We start from the raw sequence: 19682 nt of genomic DNA, 5'->3' as shown, positions 1-19682 counted from the left end.
CTGTCCGAACGACTCTCGGCAGCCCGGGAACATACGCGTCCGGTGCCGCCTCCAAGTACATGAACCGCCCACGAGCACTGCACCACCACAGCGCCACAGCACTTGGAAGGACAACCCCATGAGCACCGAGATCCCCGCCGACGCCGTTCTCGTCGACACCGACGGCGACGGAGCCGTCGACGCCGCACTCACCGACGTCGACGGTGACGGCACCACCGACGCCATCCTCGACACCGACGGCAACGGCCAGGCCGACTCCATCGCCTACGACACCGATGCCGACGGCGAGATCGACGTCATCGAGGCCGACACCGACGCCGACGGCTACACCGACATCGCCGTCGCCGACACCGACAGTGACGGCACCTTCGACACCGCGGTCGACGACGAGGGCAACGTCGAGGTCGGCGACTTCGGCAGCATCGACGGCGGCGACGCCATCTGACCACTTGACTTCATGGCCCGGAGCCGCGGAACACGCGGTTTCGGGCTATGAGCCGTCACCGCGGCGGCCGACGATCACGTTGTGACCCGGCGAGGCGAATCCGGAGTTCTCGGAACTCGGTGACTGCCAGGCCAATTCGATGTCGAGCGAGATCGGGACGGTCACCGGGTCGGCGCCGGGAACGCAGACCACCGACCAGTCACCGCGATGCATCGCGAACCATCCGGCCGCCTCGTCGAAGTCGACGGACACCGACGAGAAGGCCGGATCGGACAGTGCGGCTTCGGCTTTCCGCAAGGCGATGAGGGCTCGGTAGAACTCGAGCACGCGCGCGTGCGCGGGATCGTCGAGTTCGGTCCAGTCCAGCTTCGACCGCTCGAACGTCGCCGGGTCCTGCGGATCGGGCACGTCGTCGCTGTCCCAGCCGTGCTCGGCGAATTCCGATTTGCGCCCCTCCGCGGTGGCTCGGCCCAGTTCGGGCTCCGGGTGGGAGGTGAAGAACTGGAACGGTGTCGCGGCCGCCCACTCCTCACCCATGAACAGCATCGGGGTGAACGGGGACAGCAGGACCAGCGCCGCCTTGATTGCCAGCTGCCCGCCGTCGAGGTAGGCGCTCGGGCGGTCGCCGATCGCCCGATTGCCGATCTGATCGTGGTTGCAGGTGTAGGCGAGGAGGGCCGACGCGGGCAGCCGGTCGGTCGGGATAGGTCGTCCGTGACGGCGTTTGCGGAACGACGAATAGGTGCCGTCGTGGAAGAACCCGCCGGTGAGAACCTTCTGCAGGCAGCCGTAGCTTCCGAAGTCGCGGTAGTAGCCCTGCCGTTCGCCCGACACCAGCGTGTGGATCGCGTGGTGGATGTCGTCGTCCCACTGCGCGGCGAGTCCGAGTCCGCTGACGCTGCGCGGGGAGATCATGCGGGGATCGTTGAGGTCGCTCTCGGCGATCAATGACAGCGGCCGTCCGAGTTCGACGGCGAGATCGTCGGTGGCGGCGGCGAGTTCTTCCAGGATGTGCACGGCGCGGTGATCGGCCAGCGCGTGCACCGCGTCGAGGCGCAGGGCGTCGACGTGGAACTCGGTGAACCACCGCAGGGCCGTACCGGCGATGAACGCACGGACCTCGTCGGAGTCCGGATCGGACAGGTTGACCGACGATCCCCAGGATGTGACGCCCTCGGAGAGGTAGGGCCCGAAGTCGGGTAGGTAGTTGCCGGACGGACCGAGATGGTTGTAGACGACGTCGAGGACGACACCGAGTCCCCGGGCGTGACAGGCGTCGACGAACCGGGCCAGCGCCGCCGGTCCGCCGTAGGTCTCCTGCACCGCGTACCAGCCGACGCCGTCGTAGCCCCAGTTGTGAACCCCGTTGAACGCGTTGACCGGCATCAGCTCGACGAAGTCGACCCCCAGGTCGACGAGATGGTCGAGCCGGCCGATGGCGGAGTCGAGCGTGCCCTCGGGGGTGAAGGTGCCGAGGTGGAGCTCATAGACCACCGCTCCCCGGATGTCGCGACCGGTCCAGTCGGCGTCGGTCCAGCCGGCGTCGTCGACGGTGAACAACGCCGACAGTTCGTGCACCCCGTCCGGCAGGCGCACGGCCCGCGGATCAGGACGCACCGGTCCGCCGTCGATCGAGAATCCGTAGCGCAGTTCCCCGACGGGTTCGGTTCCCGGTGCGGTGTCCACGTGCCACCACCCGCCCGCGGCTGCCGTCATGGCGATCCGGTCCGCGGCCGGGTCCTGCGCGGACGACCCGATCACCAGCTCGACGACCTGCGCGTTCGGTGCCCAGACCCGGACTTCGCCCAGTGATCGCGGTGATCGGAAGGGCTCCACATTGGAACGAAGTGGTAGGTTTTGTTCCCGCTGGTCGTCCGACCAAGTTATTGTGCTCTGGGCAACAGCGGCAGCGGTCGGGGGATTCGTCACATCATGCAAGGTATGTCGGACCTCGGACAGGTGCAGTCGGGCGCTAGTGTGAGGCCGGACACATTCGGACGAGGGGAATGGGGTATGTTACCCGCGGCGCTCATGCCCACGGGGGGCACGCGAAGCGGGTCTGCGGGAACGAGAACGCGCGTCGACGTCGACACGCGCCATCGCGACCTGACGGCCGGTGAACGGGTAAGCCGAGACGCAAGGGCAGGGATTGAGCACTAACGCAGTCACCTCGGACGACGAGGAGGTGGGTCGCAAGAGGCCGGGGGCGGTGCGGTCGTGGGTGGACGGCCATGTCGTCGCCTCGTTCGACACTTTCGGTCGCCAGCTCGGCATGTTCGTCGAGGTGTTCCGGACCCTCTTCGTCGATCTCTTCAAGCGACGGTTCCCGTTCGGGGAGTTCATCCGTCAGTGCGCCTTCATGGCTAGCACCTCGGTCTTCCCGACCCTCCTGGTCGCCATCCCGATCGGCGTCATCGTGTCGATCCAGGTGTCCAACATCGCCGGTCAGGTCGGCGCAACGTCGTTCTCCGGCGCGGCAACGGGTCTCGGTGTGATCCGGCAGGGTGCACCGCTGGTGACGTCGCTGCTCCTCGCGGGCGCCGTCGGCTCGGCGATCGCCGCAGACCTCGGATCCCGCACCATCCGCGACGAGATCGACGCGATGCGCGTCATGGGCGTCAACCCCATCGAGCGCCTGATCTCACCGCGACTGCTCGCGACGATGGTCGTCAGCTTCTTGCTCTGCGGGTTCGTCTGCTTCGTCGGGTTCATCACCGGCTACGTCTTCAACGTCTACTTCCAGGGCGGCACGCCGGGTAGCTACACCGGCACCTTCGCGTCCTTCGCCACCACCGCCGACCTCATGTTCGCGTTGGCCAAAGCCGTCATATTCGGCGCGATCGTGGCCATCGTCGCCTGCGATCGCGGCCTCTCGACGAAGGGCGGGCCCGCAGGTGTGGCCAACTCGGTGAACGCCGCAGTCGTCAACTCGGTCCTGCTGTTGTTCACGGTGAACGTGATCCTCACGCAGCTGTTCGCGATCCTGTTCCCGTCGAGGGTGGTGTGAGATGACCGCGTCACGGTATGTACCTCCGGCCCTGCGGCCGCTCGAGGCCGCCAAGGCGGTGTATCGCGGTCCGCGCGATGCGCTCGCCGCGATGGGCCATCTGATCACCTTCCTGGTCCGCTCGATCGCCGCGGTGCCGCTGGCGTTCCGTCACTACAGCAAAGAGGTGTGGCGCCTCCTCGCCGACGTGGCCTGGGGCAACGGCGCCATCGTCGTCGGTGGCGGCACCGTGGGCGTCATGGTGATCCTCGGCATCATGGGCGGCGCGACCGTGGGAATCGAGGGCTACACCGCCCTCAACCTGCTCGGCATGTCCCCGGTGACCGGCGGGCTGTCCGCCTTCGCGACGACCCGCGAGATCGCACCGCTGCTCGCCGCGACCGCGTTCACCGCGCAGTCGGGGTGCCGGTTCACCGCACAGTTGGGCTCGATGCGCATCGCCGAGGAGATCGACGCCCTCGAGGCGATCGCGATCCGGCCGCTGCCAGGTTGATCAAGAACGTCGCCATCGACATCGAACCGGCGCAGGCCGATGGCATTCCCGCCTCGGTGACCGCGCGTACGGTTCCGTCGAACCTGTTCGGCGTCAACTCCGTCGAGCTGGTGCCGCCCGCCGAGGTGGGTGACGACCGGCTGTCCGCCGGCGACGTGATCCCGGCCGACGACTCGCTCGAGACGATCAAGCTGCAGGACGCCCAGAACGAGCTGAAGCAGATCCTCGACGCGGTGCCGCCGGAGGAACTGGCGCAGGTGCTCGGCGTCATCGCCGACGCGCTCAAGGGCGGCGGCTCGGTGTTCGGGTCGTTCGTACCCGTGCTGCGGAACTACATCGACTCGATCAACGCCCAGTTCCCGCCGGGCGCGCCCCCGGGTTTCGACAACTTCGACGCCGCGCTCACCGGCCTCTCGCAATCGACGCCGCAACTGCTGGACACCCTGGGCCGAAGCGTGATCCCGGCGATCACCATCGCGGAGAAGCAGCGTGACCTGACCGCGGTGCTCACAGCGAGCGAGGGCCTGCTCGATCAGACCCAGTTGCTGTTCGCGCGCAACGGCGACAGCGGTCAGCGTCTAGTGACCGATCTGAACCGGATGCTGGGTGCGCTCGTCCTCGAGCCGAACTCGCTGCCGCAGGGCGTGATCGCACTGAACAACCTGGCCGCCCGGGTGCTGACGGTGTTCACCGGCACCAATGGCCACGTGCAGCTCAACATCGGCGTCAGCTTCGGCGCCTTCCAGCGCTACACCCGGCAGAACTGCCCGGTGTACGACGGCGGCCCCTACGGCACCCTGCGCGGCCCGGGCTGCGTGGGTCCCGGCACGGGCACGGGACCGACGATGTCGGGTCCGCTGGCGATCTATCCCTCCGACGGGATGCGCCGTAACAAGCCGGTCGGCAACGTCACCACCGATGCCGACAACAAGACGCTCGGCACCGTCCTGCGCCGTACCCCGTCGGCAGCGGACACGATCATGCTGGGACCGCTGGTCCAGACGCTCGACGTGCGCAACGCCGCCGAGGCGGGCCGGGGCGGCGAAGGTCAAGGAGGAGGACGATGAACGCGGCTTCGGGGTCGATCCGCAAACCGCTGATCGGTTTCACCATCTTCGGGATCGCCGCGTTGCTGGTCACCTACGTGATCTTCTCGACGCTGGAGCGCTCGGTGCCGGGGACGACGAACAGCTACACCACCTACTTCGGTGACGCGTCGGGTCTCGCCGCGGGCGACGACGTCCGGATGGCCGGTGTCCGCGTCGGTCGTGTGGACCAGATCGAATTGGCCGACGGCCGCGCCCGGGTCACGTTCGAGGTGCAGGACAACCAGCAGGTCTACACCAACACGCGGGGGGCGATCCGCTACCAGAACCTCATCGGGCAGCGATATCTGAACCTGACGCTGGTCCCGGACCGGGAGAGCCGGCCCCTCGACCCGGGGTCGACGCTCGAGCTGCCCTCCGAGGACTCCTTCGACGTCACCACGTTGCTCGCCGGGTTCCAGCCGGTCTTCGAGACTCTCGCCCCGGAACAGGTCAACGCCCTGTCCGAGGGCCTGATCCAGGCGTTCCAGGGCAACTCGGTGTCCTTGAGCTATACGGTCGCCGAAGTCGGCCGCCTCGCGGAGGACACGGCAACCGGGACGTCGTGCTCGGCGCGATCATCAACAACCTGAGCGCGGTCATGCGCGACCTGTCGCGCCAGGGCGGCCAGCTGGGCACCGTCATCGAATCGATGTCGGCGCTGATCGCCAACCTCAACTCGAACTCGGCGGCGTTCGGTAGTGCGGTGACCGACATCGGGCGCACCGCAAGCGGATTCGCCGACGTGCTGAGTGAGAGCCGGCAGAGTCTGGCCGACGCCGCCACGGACGGCCGGATCGCGACCAACACGCTGATCAGCAATGGCTCCAAACTCGATCGGATGGCGGTCGACGCGCCGATCTTCCTCGGTCATTTCCCGCTCGTGCTCGGTGAGGGCGCTTACTTGAACATCTATGCATGTGATCTCGACGTCGCGATCGGCGACGTCCTGCTACCGCCCGGGATCTTCAACAAGATCGGCGGCACGAATCACTCGGTGGTGTGCCGATGAACTGGTTCCGCAGGAGTTTCCGTGACAACCGGCGCGTGTGGTTCGGCGTGATCGGCGCCGTGGTCATCGTCGCCCTGTTGCTCGGCGTGACCGCTCTCGCGACCGCGCATCTGGGCAAGAAGACCCTCACCGGCGACTTCGCCCAGGCCGGCGGTATCCGGCCGGGGGACAAGGTCCGCGTCGCCGGTATCGACGTCGGTGAGGTCACCGACACCGAACTCGCCGGACAGCACGTGGCCATCACCATGAAGGTCGACAGCGACGTCCGGGTGACGTCCAACGGTTCTGCCGAGATCAAGATGTCGACGCTGCTGGGTCAGCGCTACATCGATGTGTCGCTGGGGGATTCGTCGGAGGATGCACCCGACGGTCACATCGCGAAGACCGCCGTGCCCTACGATCTCCAGCGCACCATCGAGGCGGGCGCGCCGATCCTGACCGGGATCGACGACCGGACGCTCTCCGAGAGCATCCGCACCCTCAACCGGCAGCTCGCCGGCGTACCGGCGATCACCGAGCCGACCTTCGAGGCGCTCACCCAGATGTCGAAGGTCATCACCAATCGCAAGGACCAGATCAACCAATTGATCGCCGACACCAAGACGATCACCAACATCGTCAACGACAATCAGGCCCAGCTCGCCGTGATCGTGGGTCAGGGACGCGACCTGACCCAGAAGATCGTCGCGCGTGAAGAGCTGGTCACCCGGATGCTCGACGGCATCGCCGAACTCACCGAGCAGGCGACCGCGGTGGCCGGTGAGAACGCCAACCAGTTCGCGCCCATCATGGCGAACCTGAACACGATCACCCAGGGCCTGGAGAAGAACCGCAACAACCTCCGCAAGTTGCTGGAGATCCTCCCGGTCACCGCGCGCCTGACCAACAACGTCATCGGCGACGGGCCCTACGCGAACGGCTATCTGCCGTGGGGCATCTTCCCCGACAACTGGCTGTGCCTGGCCCGGGTGGTGGACGGATGCTGAGCCCGGAAACGATGAGCCCGGACACGACGGCAGGTACGACGATGCACGCCCACGGACTCCGCCGCCCGATCCTGCTGGTCGGGGTCGCGCTGCTCGGCATCCTCGGTCTCTCCGGCTGTTCGATGATCCCGGGTAGCTGGAAGGCGGCGGTCGGCCAGGCCATCGAGGTGACTGCCTACTTCGACAACGTCGCCGGGCTCTACGTGAGCAACGACGTAGCCGTCCTCGGCATGCCGGTCGGTCAGGTCACCGCGGTGGAACCGCAGGGCGAGCGCGTCAAGGTGACCATGACGATCGACAGCGACGTCCCCGTCCCGGCCGACGCCACGGCGGCGATCGTCAACACCTCGATCGTCACCACCCGCCACGTCGAGCTGTCACCCGCCTACGACGGCGGACCGAAGCTCGAGGACGGGTCGGTCCTGAAGGAGACGAAGGCCCCGGTGTCGGTCGGCGAACTGTTCGACGCCATCGACGGTCTGGTGGTGGCCCTCAAGGGTGAGGGAGAAGGACCCGGCCCGCTCGCGGAGATGATCGACATCACCTCCGGCATCGCCACCGGCAACGGCGAGGAGATCCGGGCGGCGCTCGACGAACTCGGAGGGGCGTCGGATGTGGTGGCGGGCAACAGCGATGCCCTCGTCGACATCCTCGAGACCATCGAGGGCCTGACCACCACCCTCGTGCAGAACTATCCGAAGATGACGGCGTTCTCCGAGTCGGTCAACCAGGTCTCGCAGCTGCTGGGCGATCAGGCACCCGGTCTGCTCGCCACCCTGGCCAACCTGAATCAGACGCTGCAGAACACCACCGTGTTCCTGCAGAACAACACCAACACCATGTCGGTGTCGTTCGACCGGTTGGCCGCACTGACCGCCAACCTCGGCGACTACTCGCGGCAGGTCGTCGAGACGATCGACGTCGGCCCGCTGCTCTTCCAGAACCTGAGCAACTCGATCTCGGCCGAACAGGGCGCGTGGCGCGCGCAGGTGCTGCTCGACAAGACGCTCCTCGACAACGAACTCCTCGCCGAGTTCTGTGAGGCGATCAACCTGCAGAAGGACGGTTGCCGAACGGGCAAGCTCAAGGACTTCGGTCCCGACCTCGGTATCTACTCGGCGATGCTGGAGCTGACGAAATGAGAACGGCGACAATGGATTCGCTGAACCGTTCGGACGGTCCCGGGCGCCCGGCGCGATCCCACGGCCGGGTCCGCCGAGGCGGAGTCATGGCGGTGCTGCTCGCGGCGCTCATGGGGCTCACCGGTTGCGGACTCCTCCCGAGTCTCACGGTGGAGCAGATCCCGCTGCCCGCACCGGGCGGCATCGGTGACTCGATCACGATCACCGCGAACTTCGCCAACGCGCTCAACCTGCCGGCGCAGGCGAAGGTGAAGCTCAACGGAACCGACGTCGGACAGGTCACCGACCTCGTCGCCAAGGACTACACCGCCGTGGTGACCATGCAGGTCAGCAAGAAGACCAAGCTCCCGGTCGGGACCGGCGCCGAACTCCGCCAGGCCACACCGCTGGGCGACGTCTTCGTCGCCCTGCTGCCGCCGATCGAGGCGCGCGACGGTCTGATGGTGGACGGGGACACGCTCACCGGTCCGACGTCGGCCGCGGCGACGGTCGAGGATCTGCTGATCAGCATGAGCGGAGTCGTGGACAGCGGTTCGCTGAACTCGTTGACGATCATCCTCACCGAGCTGAGCAGCGCGGTCGCGACGAACCCGTCGGATCTCAACGGCGCCATCCGGGGCCTGACCACCGGCATCCGGAAGCTGAACGAGAGTTCGGCGGCGGTCGATCGGTCGCTGGCCGCCACGCGGGTGCTCAGCGGTCAGCTCGCCGACGGGCGTGCGCAGATCATGGCGTCGATCAACAAACTGGGTCCGGCGCTCGAGTCGCTGAACGGGCAGATCGCCACGATCCTGACCACCCTGGACAAGACCCAGCAGGTCACCGCGGCCACCAACGACTTCCTCGACAGCGATCAGGACAACCTGGTCGAGATGCTGGGCCATCTGTCGACGGTGCTGGCCGGGCTCCGGCAGGCCGCCGGTCCGCTCGGATCGCTGGCCGACAACCTGCACGAGCTCACACCGAAGTGGGTCAAGTCCACACCGGGTAGCGCGGCGGCGGTGTCGTCGAAGGTCTACTGGCTCAGCCCGGGTGTCGGCTTCGACTCGGCGAGCAGACTGCCCGAGATCCAGGACGTGGACGAGGGTTCGGCGGCGTTGCAGCAGACACTGACCCGTCTGCTGGCGCGGATCACGGGGACGAGGGGGTGTTGCGGATGAGCGGCATATTCGGTGTCCTACGCCGGAATTCGGTACTCGTGGGCAACATCGCCCTGGTACTGGTCATGGTCGTCGGACTCAGCTATCTCGCCCTGGGCATCCTGCGGTGGCAGCCGTTCGCCGACAAGTACAAGCTCACCATCCAGTTCCCGATCTCCGGCGGTCTGCAGGAGACGTCCGGGGTCACGCTGCGCGGCGCGCGCATCGGCGACGTCGACACCGTTCGGGTGCAACCGGATTCGGTGGAGGTCGTCGTCACGGTCGAGGACCGGTACAGAATCAACCGCGACACCACTGTTGCGGCACTGGGTCTGTCGGCTGCGGGCGAGCAGTACGTCGACTTCCAGCCGGACACCTCCGATGGCCCCTACCTGGAGGACGGGGACGTCATCCGGGCCGACCAGACCGAGGTCACCGTGCCGTTCTCGCAGCTGCTCGAGTCCTCGCTGGAACTGATCAACCAGATCGATCCGGCCAAACTCCGTTCCGCCGTGGACAATCTGAAGATCGCCCTCTACGACGAGGACGGCACGAACGACCTGTCCGTCATCTTCGACTCCGGTGGCACGATCTTCGCGAAGCTGTACACCGCACTGCCGGAGACCACCAAGTTCATCCAGAACGCGGGGACCATCTTCAAGACGACGGCACAGATCCAGCCCGACCTCGGCACGACGGTGGCGGGATTGAGTTCGCTGGTCAACTCGGCGGCTGCCTCCGACAAGGAACTCCGCGAGCTCCTCGACCGAGGTCCCTCGCAGTTCACGAGCCTGGCCGGGTCGATCAACCAGTTGACGGATCCGATCACCGATGTGACGAAGCAGTTCGTCGACATCGCCGAGCAGGGTGCGTTGCGTGCGCCGGCGCTCGCGACGCTGTTCCCCGCGATCCGCGATGCCAGTGTCAAGAGCCTCACCATGTTCCACGACGGTGCGTGGTGGGCCTTCGGGTCGGTGTACCCGCGTCCGAGCTGCAACTACCCGGTGACGCCGCGGCGGCCGACGCAGATCCTCGAGCTGACCATCCCGACCAATCTGTACTGTGTGACCGAGGATCCGCGTCAGCAGATCCGTGGCTCGGCCAATGCGCCGCGGCCACCGGGCGACGACACCGCGGGACCGCCGCCGGGTTACGACCCGAACGCCCGTACCGTTCCGCTCGACAAGTGATGGGCCGCTCGACGACTGACGGCCACTCGACGACGACAGACAAGTTGTGTGACCTGTAGATGACTGACCGGAATGACCCAGATCGTACTGATCCCGATATGAATCCAACGGACGAGAAGGCCGACAGCACGTCGCCCGAGAGCGGGGCTGTCGCAGCCGATCACACCGATGGGGCGACGAGCGCGGAGGACACGAACGACGCCGGGACCGCGGCGACGCCGCGGGGGAAGTCGGCTCGACGGAGCGGAACCGGCACGGTGGCGAGCACGTCCCAGACCGACGGTGCCGACGCCTCCGGTGCCGCGGGTGACCCGTTGCCGGCAGCATCATCGAAGGCGGGTTCGGATCGGCGCGAGATCTCGTTCACGGTCACCGGCGGCGGGATCAAGAAGGTTCTCGCCGCCATCGTCGCGGTCGCCCTCATCGCGCTGGTGGCGTTCTTCGGCTGGCGCGCCTACGACCTCCAGCGAGAGGCCGACGCGTTCGCCGACTCCAAGGCGGCCTCGGCCGACTTCGTCACGAAGCTCGTGACGACGCTCAACGCCGACAACGCGGGCAACTCGAAGGAACTGCTGGGTCCGCTGTCGACGGGGGAGTTGCGCAACCGCCTCGAGCAGGAACGGGCCGACACCGAGGCCAATGTGGAGTCCCTGAACATCGAGGTGTCCTCGACGATCAGCGTGGTCGCCGTCGAGACCGTCGATGCCGACACCGCCAAGACCGTGGTGATGGCGGAGGTGACCGGCCGCAGCGTCAAGTTGCCCAGCGGCGGTACCAGCCTGATGGTCTTCCGCTTGGACCTCAGCAAGGAAGACGGCAAGTGGCTGGTGTCCGAGGTCGACGGGCCGCCGGGGAGCCCCAGCGGTCAGATCGATCCGTCGCAGTCGCTGCCCGGCGCCGCAGGTGCGCCGGCACCCCAGCCGTCGCCGGCACCGCAGCCCGCGCCGGGCGGCTGAACCGGGCTGACACACTCACCGGTAATGGACGAGCGCGCCTCCGATTCGGGGGCGCGCTCGTCCATCAGTGGTGGGTGGACGTCACGTCCGGACGAGTATCGCCACGGGGTGTTCGCCACGGGCCGAGGCGAGGTCGACCGATCCCTCGTACACCGATTCCGTTCGGTCGTCGCGCCACCGGAAGCCCGGCGGCAGGGTGATCGACGTCGCGGCCGCGGCATCGTGGTCGAGGTTGTGGGTGAACCGGGCGGTCACCACGACGACCGAGGGGGTGTCGCCGGTGCCGCGCACGAACGCGATGGTGTGGTCGGCGGCGGGCCCGTCGGCGGTCAGCCGTTGATAGGTGCCCGCAACGCCGAACGCATCGGGATGCGCGGCCCGGGCACGTAGAGCTTCCTGGACGAGTCGGGTCTTCGGGTGCTCGGTCGACCGGCCGAAGTCGACCGGTCGTCGATTGTCGGGATCGACGAGGGAGTCCTCCCACCACTCGGTGCCCTGATAGATGTCGGGGACCCCGGGCCCGAGGATCGCGATCGCCTTGCGCGCCAGCGCTTCCTGCTCCCACGCCGGTCTGATGCGGTCGACGAGTGCGGCGACCGAGGATGCGACGTCCCCGCTGGTGACCTGGCCGATCCAGGTCTCGACTGCGGTCTCGAACTCCTCGTTCACCTCGGTCCACGTGGTGCGCAGACCGGCCTCGCGAGTCGCCTTCCGGGCGTACTCGATCAACCGGCCCCGCAACTCGTCGGTGACCGGGGCGCCGGTGGGCCAGACCCCGACGATGTTCTGCAGCAGGAAATAGCCGGTCAGGTCATCCGGCACGTCGGTCTCGCGCCAGACCTTGTCGACGAGCTGGGACCAGCGGTCGGGGATCTGGGCGAGCACCGCGATCCGCGCGCGCACGTCCTCACCGCGTTTGGTGTCGTGCGTCGACGTGGCCGTCATGGCCAGCGGCCACCGCGCGGCGCGCTCGGCGTTGTGCTCGTGGAAATCGGCCAGCGACATGACGGGATTCGCGGGATCGACACCGACCTCCTGGGCGGAGACGAGCCGGGCCGTCCGGTAGAACAAGCTGTCCTCGACGCTCTTCGCGGTCACCGCCCCGCAGGTCTGCGCCAGCCTCGATGTCGCCTCACCGGGCACCGCCGTCTCCCGCACGATGAGGTCGATCGCGGCACGCAGTTCGGGTTTCGCCTCGGCGATCCCGGTGGCGACGGCGAGCAGACGTGGACGCAACGACGGGTAGTCCGCCCGGTAGACCCCGAGCGCGGCGATCAGTTCGGCGCAGGCGGTGGCGATCACGTCCGGATCCGCGGCCGGTGATCCCTCGACGCGCGTGGTGACGGCGCGCACGAGACGTCTGAGCTCCGCCGGGAACGACTCCCGCACGGTGCGGAGTTTGCGATCGTGCTCGGCGGCCTCCACCCACCGCGCGTCACCGCTCTCGCCGGTGATCCGTTCGTGTAGCTCGGTGAGCTGGGCGACGCCGGCCGGCGCCACGAACACGGCATCGATCACGCGCATGTGGTCGTACCCGGTGGTGCCCTCGACCGGCAGGGTCGGTTCGAGGGGCTCGTCCGGCGCCAGGATCTTCTCGATGTACAGGAGACGATCGTCCCCGACGTCCGCGCGCAGCCGGCGCAGATAGTCCTGGGGGTCCCACAGACCGTCCGGATGATCCACGCGCACACCATCGATGAGGTCGGCGTCGAGCAGCTCACGCAGCCACTGGTGCGTCGCGTCGTAGACCTCCGGGTCCTCCTGGCGCAGACCGGCGAGTTCGTTGACCGTGAAGAACCGCCGGTAGCCGATCAGGCCGCTGTTCCACGGCACGAGCCGATAGTGCTGGCGGGAGTGGATCTCACCCGGTGTGCCGCCGGCGCCGGGAGCGGAGCGAGCGGGCCGAGTGTCCCCGGCGCCGGGAGCGGAGCGAGCGGGCCGAGTGTCCCCGGCGCCGGGAGCGGAGCGAGCGGGCCGAATGTCTCCCGCGGTGCCGGGGGCGATCGGGAACGCGTGATCGTAGTACCGCAGATTCCCGTGCTCGTCGATCTCGAGCGGGCTCAGGTCCCCATCGGCGGCGACGATCGGCAGGGCCAGCTTTCCGTCGGCACCGTTGTCGTCGCTGAAGTCGGCGTCGAAATAGTGCGCGTACGCCGATGCGGGCCCGTGTCGGAGCAGGTCGGCGAACCACGGGTTGGCGAGTGCATCGGCGACCCCGGTGTGGTTCGGGACGATGTCGATGATCAGACCCAGTCCGCGTTCGGCCGCGGCGGAACGCAGTTCCCGCAGCCCGTCGATCCCGCCCAGCACGGCGGAGACCGCCGGCGGCGGCAACCAGTCGTAGCCGTGCGTCGACCCGGCCGACGCCGTACCGATCGGGGAGAGGTAGACGTGGCTGATCCCCAACTCGACGAGGTGGTCGAGCTGTGCTGTGGCATCGGCGAATCCGAAGTCGCCGTGTAGTTGGAGCCGGTACGTCGCGCGCGGGGTCGGACGATTGCACATGGGAGTCACGAGGTCTTTCGCAGGACCAGGACGGAGCGGGCACCAACGGTCACCGACTCGCCGGCGGAGGCCGTCAGCTCGCTGTCCCCCACGGGATGCGTCGTGTCCAGTTCGCCGACCCACTCGTTGCCGTACCACGTCGGCGGGAGCGTGAAGTCCAGGTCCTCGTAGTGGGCGTTGAAGCAGATGAAGAAGGAGTCGTCGACGACCAGTTCGCCACGTTCGTCCTTCTCGCCCAGTCCGTTTCCGTTGAGGAACACGGCGAGGCTCTTGCCGAACCCGCTGTCCCAGTCCTCGGCGGTCATCTCCTGGCCGGCCGGGGTGAGCCAGGCGATGTCGAGTGCCTGGTCGCCCCACCGGATCGGCTTCCCGCCGAAGAACTTTCGTCGCCGGAAGACCGGATGCCGGGTGCGCAGTGCGATGGCCTTGCGGGTGAACTCCAGCAGGTCGGCGTTCTCCTCGGCGAGAGTCCAGTCCATCCAGGACAACTCGGAGTCCTGGCAGTAGACGTTGTTGTTGCCCTGTTGGGTACGCCCGATCTCGTCGCCGTGCGCCAGCATCGGCGTCCCCTGCGACAGGAACAGCGTCGCCAGGATGTTCCGCTGCTGCCGCGCGCGGAGGGCGTTGATCTCGGGATCGTCGGTGGGTCCCTCGACTCCGCAGTTCCACGACCGGTTGTGGCTCTCGCCGTCTCGGTTGTCCTCACCGTTGGCCATGTTGTGCTTCTCGTTGTAGGACACCAGGTCCCGCAGCGTGAAACCGTCGTGCGCGATGACGAAGTTGATGCTCGCGAGCGGCCGTCGGCCGGTCGCCTCGTACAGATCCGACGATCCGGTGAGCCGGGAGGCGAACTCGCCCAGGGTGGACGGCTCGCCGCGCCAGTAGTCGCGGACGGTGTCGCGGTACTTGCCGTTCCATTCGGTCCAGAGCGGCGGGAAGTTGCCCACTTGGTAACCACCCTCGCCGATGTCCCAGGGCTCGGCGATCAGTTTCACCTGACTGACCACCGGGTCCTGCTGCACCAGATCGAAGAACGCAGACAGTCGATCGACGTCGTGCAGTTCGCGGGCCAGCGTGGACGCGAGGTCGAAACGGAAGCCGTCCACGTGCATCTCGAGGATCCAGTACCGCAGCGAATCCATGATGAGCTGCAGCGTGTGCGGATGACGACCGTTGAGGCTGTTGCCGGTTCCGGTGTAGTCCATGTACATCTCGGGATCGCCGTCGACGAGCCGGTAGTAGGCGGCGTTGTCGATGCCCCGGAACGACACGGTGGGTCCGAGGTGGTTGCCCTCGGCGGTGTGGTTGTAGACGACGTCGAGGATGACCTCGATGCCGGCGTTGTGGAACTCACGCACCATCGCCTTGAACTCGGTCACCGCGCTGGCCGGCTGGTCGGGGTTCGACGAGTACTCGATGTGCGGTGCCAGGAATCCGAAGGTGTTGTAGCCCCAGTAGTTTCGGAGACCCTGATCGCGCAGGACGAAGTCCTGCATGAACTGGTGCACGGGCATCAGTTCGATGGCGGTGATGCCCAACTCCTTGAGGTGATCGATGATCACCGGATGGCACAGCCCCGCGTACGTGCCGCGCAGGTACTCGGGGATGTCGGGATGGGTCGCGGTCATGCCCTTGACGTGCGCCTCGTAGATGACCGTCTGGTGGTACGGACGATTGGGCGACCGGTCGTTCTGCCAGTCGAAGTAGGGGTTGATCACCACCGAGACCATGGTGTGCCCGAGTGAGTCCAACTGCGGCATCGGATTGACCGGCTCGGGATCGGGGATGTCCTCGTGCTCCGCGGGCGCGGCATCGCCGTCGGACTCGCCTGCCACCTCGGCGGGATCGGCCGCGTCGCCCGCCTCGGCGGACGGCTCGTCGGCATCGTCGACCGCGCCCTCGTCGGTCCCGCCACCGTCGGTCCCGGTGTCGGCGGCCCCGGTCTCGGGGGTTGCGGATGCGTCGTCGTCGACCGCCGATTCGTCGGTGTCCTCGGGCGGCGTCGGGAGCGGGTAGGAGAACAGCGATGCGTCGCCGTCGAAGTCGCCGTGGAAGGCCTTGCCGTACGGATCGAGCAGGAGTTTGCTCGGGTCGCAACGCAATCCCCGCGACGGGTCGTACGGCCCGTAGACGCGGAAGCCGTAGAACTGGCCGGGGCCGACGTTGGGCAGATAGCAGTGCCAGCAGTAACCGTCGACCTCTTCGAGCCGGATCCGACGCTCGTGGCCCTCGCGGTCGATCAGGCACAGCTCGACGGCTTCGGCCACCTCGGAGAACAGCGAGAAATTCGTTCCCACACCGTCATAGGTGGCGCCGAGGGGGTACGGAGTACCCGGCCACACCGGGATCGGGGCCGGTTCCGGTTGGACCAGCGCCTCGGCCTGGATCGGGTCGGACGGCATCGGTACGGGGTCGGCGATGGTCTTGCCGCCGCTCGGAGGTGCTGCCGTCGTCGAGGAGGTGTCGGACTCCGGTGCGCGGGGCTCCGAGGGGGAGCCGGGATCGGCAGTGGAATCTGAGTCGGGAGTGGAGTCGGGATCACCCGGCTGTTCACCGGGGGCCGGCGGTCCGGTCTTACCCGCCTTCGACGACGTCATGGGTCGACCCTAGTCGCGTTGCCGCGGACGGTCATCTCAGGACGCGGCCGGTGGGGTCAGATGTGGGCTGCCCCACCCGCCGCTTCCCGAGGAAGCCCGCGACTTCCGCCGACCGTCACGGCACCGCGGGACCAGCCCACGGCAGTTGCGCCTCCATCTGGCGCCCCAGCTCGTCGGTGAGGCTGCGGACATAGGTCGCACTCAGGTGGTGCGGGTCTTTGTAGACGGTGATGTTGCCGACGATCGCCGGGCACCGCTCGGCGTCGCAGATCCCGTCGGACATGTCGAGGGGGTGGAAGTCGGGTCGCGTGGCGGCCAGCTCCGCCGCCGGGTCCTCGGGCGAGAGGACAGCACTGCGGCGCGACCCGCAGCTCTCGGCGTCGCCGCCGTCGGCGAGGCAGATCGGGGTGTCGATGGTGCCCTTCGCGTTCTTCGGCCACGGGGTGTCCCGCATGCCCAACACCGGCACCCCGGCGTCGAGGAAACGGTCGAAGATCGGCACGTAGTCCGGTGGCACCCAGTCGCCGGGTTCGTAGTCCCGCGGTCGCGTCGAATTCGTCAGCACCGCGTCCGGCTTGTCCGCGATGACGCGGTCGATGACGCGCTGTCCCCAGTCGTAGCACTCCGGGTAGGGCACGCCGCGCTGTTTGGGTACCCGGTTCGTCGACAGTGGGCACCCCATCTTGAGGTAGGTCTTCACCTTGAAACCGTTGCGCTTGCCGAGAATGTCGAGCGCCGAGATCCACATCTCGGCATGCGAGCCGCCGGCGAGCGCGATGGTGCGCGTCGCGGTCGGATCGCCGTAGGTGCCGACGTGGATCTCGTTGTCGGTGAAGTCGCTCATGTACCCGTCGGTGGAGGTCTCGGGGAAGTCCTCGATGACCTCCAGCGCCGACGGTTGTGGATCGAGGGCGGGCACCGGCCAGCCGTCGAGCAGTGCTCGGGCCCCCGGGTACGACCTCGGGTCGAGGTTCTTGGTGTCGACGACGATGTTCGCGACGTGCCGCTCCCACACGGTGATGCCGACGCCGGTGACGAGCGTCGCCACCACGAGGATCGAGGTGACGACCGACGTGTACGACAGCCACCGCGACCGCCCGTCGCGGCGGCCGCGGCTCAGCGCCGAACGATCGCCGCCGCGCAGCGGGTCCTCGATGTAGCGCTTGGTGAGCCACGCGAGCCCGACCGACGCCGCGAGGATGAGCACGCCCTCGACGAAGTTGGCATGGTTCTTGTCGCGCCAGGTCAGATAGAAGATCAGCAGCGGCCAGTGCCACAGATACAGCGAATACGCGATGGTCCCGAGCCAGACCGGCCACCTGCTCGCGAGCCAGCGGTTCGTGACGGGCATCTCGGTGGCCGCGGCATGGGACCCCCGAGGTGGCTTCTGCAACGCCGTCGCGCCCGCCCAGATGATCAGCAGCGTCGCGCCGACCGGCACCAGCGCCATCGGACCGGGGTAGGCGTTGACACCGTCGATCCAGAACCCGCAGCTGACGATCAGCGCGAGCGCGAAGACGGTCGCGATGTTGCGCAGCCAGTTCGGGATTCGCAGGGACGGCAACCAGATCGCGAGCAGGCCGCCGGCCAGCGGTTCCCACAGACGGGAGATCGTGTCGTAGTAGTTGTACGGCTGGTTGATCGCCAGGCCGCGGTGCGCCCAGTAGAACGAGGCGAGCGCGACGACCAACACCGCGCCGCCGACGAGGAACCTGATGACCCGCGGGTCGGCGAACGGCCGGGCGATGCGGGCACCGACCTTGAGCAACGTCGCGAACGCGAGGGCGACGAGCAGGGTCAGGACGAAGAACTGGCCCTGCACCGACATCGACCAGATGTGCTGCAGCGGGCTGTTCGCCGAACTCGCGGCGAGATAGTCCTGGGAGTTCTGCGCGAGATACCAGTTCTGGTAGTACAGCGCGCTCGCGATGACCTCGCGGCCGACATTGGCCCACCGGGTCTGCGGGAGGATCAGCAGAGTCAGCACCGTGACCGCGATCAGGACGGTGAGCAGCGCCGGTAGCAGCCGTTTGAGGAGCCGTTTGAGACGTGGCCACGGGTTGAGGGTGTCGCGGAACGAGACGTGCGGAGCCTGGCTCGTGATCGCGTGCCGCAGCAGCGACCCGACGAAGAAGTATCCCGAGAGGGTGAGGAAGACGTCGACGCCGCCGGAGACCTTGCCGAACCACACGTGAAAGCAGGCGACGAGGGCGATGGCGATACCGCGCAGGCCGTCGAGGTCGGTGCGGTATGCGGGCGTTGTCGGCGTCGAGGGGGACGACTCCGGCGCCACTACTCGCGTCGTCGATGCCACAGGGCGTGTTCTTTCCGGTGGGGGACAGATCGGTCTCGGGGCCGGGATGACCGGCTAGCAATGTACTCGTCGAAGCTGTGAAACACCGATTCGGACGACCGCGACACTCGCGCACCGGTCTGCGGGGCCGCGCGGGGTTCACCGCGAGCGGCGCGTCCGGGCTCCGTCGAGGATGATGGCCAGCCCGTCGCGGAACTCGCCCGCGAAGTCGCGACCCGACGGCCCGGTGACACCCAGACGCTCCATCTGCGCGCGTGTCTGTTCCTCGATGGTGAGCCCGATGACCAGCTGACACAGTGCGGTGCTGACCGCCTCGGCGTCGCGGACGGACAGACCACCGGCCGTGCCGGCGGCGATGATGTCGGCGGTGATGGCCTTCGACGACAGGCCGCTGGCCCAGCTCGACGACACGACCTCGGCACTGTCGGGAACTCCGAGGAGCGCGCTGCGCATGTCGGTCGCGAGCAGATCGAGGCGCTCGTCCCAGGCCAGCGAGGTGTCGGGGATGGCGACCGCACCCAGGATGTCGTCGGCGAGCGCGGCCAGCAAGGTCTGCTTGTTGGGAAAGTGCCAGTACAGCGCGTTGGGACGGACGCCGAGTTCGGTGGCGAGGCGTCGCATCGACAGGTCGGCCAGGCTGTGCTCGCCCAGGATGTCGCGGGCGGCGCGCAGAACGTCGGTGCGACTGTTGCTCACCCGCGTCAGCGTAATGACCCGGCAGTGGGGCATCGAACCCCGGGCCTGTACACCGTTCAGGACGCCCTGTACGGTGTTCAGGGTCCTGGACGGTGTCCAGGACTGCCTAACGACA

Annotated in this window: 12 protein-coding genes and 3 pseudogenes; 10 read left to right on the top strand and 5 right to left on the bottom strand. The window is 67.6% G+C overall.

All coding sequences use genetic code 11. The features are described 5' to 3' along the window. Nucleotides 1-118: 118 nt before the first annotated feature. Nucleotides 119-445 carry a hypothetical protein gene (locus ACFUEJ_RS05755; RefSeq protein WP_388028058.1) on the top strand — a complete coding sequence of 109 codons (327 nt, stop codon included), beginning with the start codon at nucleotides 119-121 and terminating at the stop codon, nucleotides 443-445. Between the two features lie 45 nt (nucleotides 446-490). On the opposite strand, the gene treZ is transcribed toward ACFUEJ_RS05755, so the two are convergent. Next, nucleotides 491-2281, bottom strand: a complete 1791-nt coding sequence (gene treZ, locus ACFUEJ_RS05750; protein WP_388028056.1) for a malto-oligosyltrehalose trehalohydrolase — start codon at nucleotides 2279-2281, stop codon at nucleotides 491-493. A gap of 313 nt (nucleotides 2282-2594) precedes the next feature. On the opposite strand from treZ, the gene ACFUEJ_RS05745 reads away from it, so the two are divergent. The 9 genes and pseudogenes from ACFUEJ_RS05745 to ACFUEJ_RS05705 all read left to right on the top strand — a co-directional run bounded on the left by ACFUEJ_RS05745 (nucleotide 2595) and on the right by ACFUEJ_RS05705 (nucleotide 11455). After that, nucleotides 2595-3452, top strand: coding sequence for an ABC transporter permease (locus ACFUEJ_RS05745; RefSeq protein ID WP_211539312.1), 858 nt, complete (start codon nucleotides 2595-2597; stop codon nucleotides 3450-3452). 1 nt (nucleotide 3453) lies between these two features. Then, a pseudogene (locus ACFUEJ_RS05740) lies at nucleotides 3454-3939 on the top strand (MlaE family ABC transporter permease); the annotation flags it as partial. Next, nucleotides 3918-5012 (top strand): annotated as a pseudogene (locus ACFUEJ_RS05735) (MCE family protein); the annotation flags it as partial. The pseudogenes ACFUEJ_RS05740 and ACFUEJ_RS05735, both read left to right, overlap by 22 nt. After that, nucleotides 5009-6042 (top strand): annotated as a pseudogene (locus ACFUEJ_RS05730) (MCE family protein). The pseudogenes ACFUEJ_RS05735 and ACFUEJ_RS05730, both read left to right, overlap by 4 nt. Further along, a complete protein-coding gene (locus tag ACFUEJ_RS05725) occupies nucleotides 6039-7028 on the top strand; it encodes an MCE family protein (RefSeq protein ID WP_388028053.1) in 990 nt (329 codons plus the stop codon). Before ACFUEJ_RS05730 ends, ACFUEJ_RS05725 begins: the two are co-directional and overlap by 4 nt. Before the next feature lie 41 nt (nucleotides 7029-7069). Next, nucleotides 7070-8170, top strand: coding sequence for an MCE family protein (locus ACFUEJ_RS05720; RefSeq protein WP_078112849.1), 1101 nt, complete (start codon nucleotides 7070-7072; stop codon nucleotides 8168-8170). 11 nt (nucleotides 8171-8181) lie between these two features. Continuing rightward, nucleotides 8182-9330, top strand: coding sequence for an MlaD family protein (locus ACFUEJ_RS05715; RefSeq protein WP_078112850.1), 1149 nt, complete (start codon nucleotides 8182-8184; stop codon nucleotides 9328-9330). Then, a complete protein-coding gene (locus ACFUEJ_RS05710; RefSeq protein WP_078112851.1) occupies nucleotides 9327-10499 on the top strand; it encodes an MlaD family protein in 1173 nt (390 codons plus the stop codon). The genes ACFUEJ_RS05715 and ACFUEJ_RS05710 overlap by 4 nt, the downstream gene beginning before the upstream one ends. A 98-nt stretch (nucleotides 10500-10597) precedes the next feature. Beyond that, the gene (locus ACFUEJ_RS05705; protein ID WP_374193915.1) at nucleotides 10598-11455 is read left to right on the top strand and encodes a hypothetical protein; all 858 of its coding nucleotides are present in this window, start codon (nucleotides 10598-10600) and stop codon (nucleotides 11453-11455) included. A gap of 81 nt (nucleotides 11456-11536) precedes the next feature. On the opposite strand, the gene treY is transcribed toward ACFUEJ_RS05705, so the two are convergent. The 4 genes from treY to ACFUEJ_RS05685 form a co-directional block, all read right to left on the bottom strand. Beyond that, nucleotides 11537-13960 carry a malto-oligosyltrehalose synthase gene (gene treY / locus ACFUEJ_RS05700; RefSeq protein WP_388028049.1) on the bottom strand — a complete coding sequence of 808 codons (2424 nt, stop codon included), beginning with the start codon at nucleotides 13958-13960 and terminating at the stop codon, nucleotides 11537-11539. 5 nt (nucleotides 13961-13965) lie between these two features. Beyond that, nucleotides 13966-16557: a glycogen debranching protein GlgX gene (gene glgX, locus ACFUEJ_RS05695; RefSeq protein WP_388028046.1), complete on the bottom strand. Its 2592-nt coding sequence runs from the start codon at nucleotides 16555-16557 to the stop codon at nucleotides 13966-13968. A 115-nt stretch (nucleotides 16558-16672) separates the two neighbouring features. Continuing rightward, on the bottom strand, nucleotides 16673-18850 hold the full coding sequence (locus ACFUEJ_RS05690) for an acyltransferase family protein (protein WP_388028191.1): 2178 nt from the start codon (nucleotides 18848-18850) through the stop codon (nucleotides 16673-16675). Between the two features lie 159 nt (nucleotides 18851-19009). Continuing rightward, the gene (locus ACFUEJ_RS05685) at nucleotides 19010-19567 is read right to left on the bottom strand and encodes a TetR family transcriptional regulator (protein ID WP_055476563.1); all 558 of its coding nucleotides are present in this window, start codon (nucleotides 19565-19567) and stop codon (nucleotides 19010-19012) included. Nucleotides 19568-19682 lie beyond the last annotated feature (115 nt).

This window comes from Gordonia sp. NPDC057258, from assembly GCF_042668985.1.
GTDB lineage: Bacteria > Actinomycetota > Actinomycetes > Mycobacteriales > Mycobacteriaceae > Gordonia > Gordonia hongkongensis.
Note: the sequence above shows the minus strand (reverse complement) of the source record. Positions and strands in the feature narration are given on the sequence as shown.

Excerpts from the sequence above, each read along its gene's own strand:
- ACFUEJ_RS05725 (WP_388028053.1), top strand. The coding sequence starts at position 6,039 with ATGAACTGGTTCCGCAGGAGTTTCCGTGACAACCGGCGCGTGTGGTTC.
- ACFUEJ_RS05755 (WP_388028058.1), top strand. The coding sequence starts at position 119 with ATGAGCACCGAGATCCCCGCCGACGCCGTTCTCGTCGACACCGACGGC.
- ACFUEJ_RS05705 (WP_374193915.1), top strand. The coding sequence starts at position 10,598 with ATGAATCCAACGGACGAGAAGGCCGACAGCACGTCGCCCGAGAGCGGG.
- treY (WP_388028049.1), bottom strand. The coding sequence starts at position 13,960 with ATGTGCAATCGTCCGACCCCGCGCGCGACGTACCGGCTCCAACTACAC.
- glgX (WP_388028046.1), bottom strand. The coding sequence starts at position 16,557 with ATGACGTCGTCGAAGGCGGGTAAGACCGGACCGCCGGCCCCCGGTGAA.
- ACFUEJ_RS05710 (WP_078112851.1), top strand. The coding sequence starts at position 9,327 with ATGAGCGGCATATTCGGTGTCCTACGCCGGAATTCGGTACTCGTGGGC.
- ACFUEJ_RS05720 (WP_078112849.1), top strand. The coding sequence starts at position 7,070 with ATGCACGCCCACGGACTCCGCCGCCCGATCCTGCTGGTCGGGGTCGCG.
- ACFUEJ_RS05715 (WP_078112850.1), top strand. The coding sequence starts at position 8,182 with ATGGATTCGCTGAACCGTTCGGACGGTCCCGGGCGCCCGGCGCGATCC.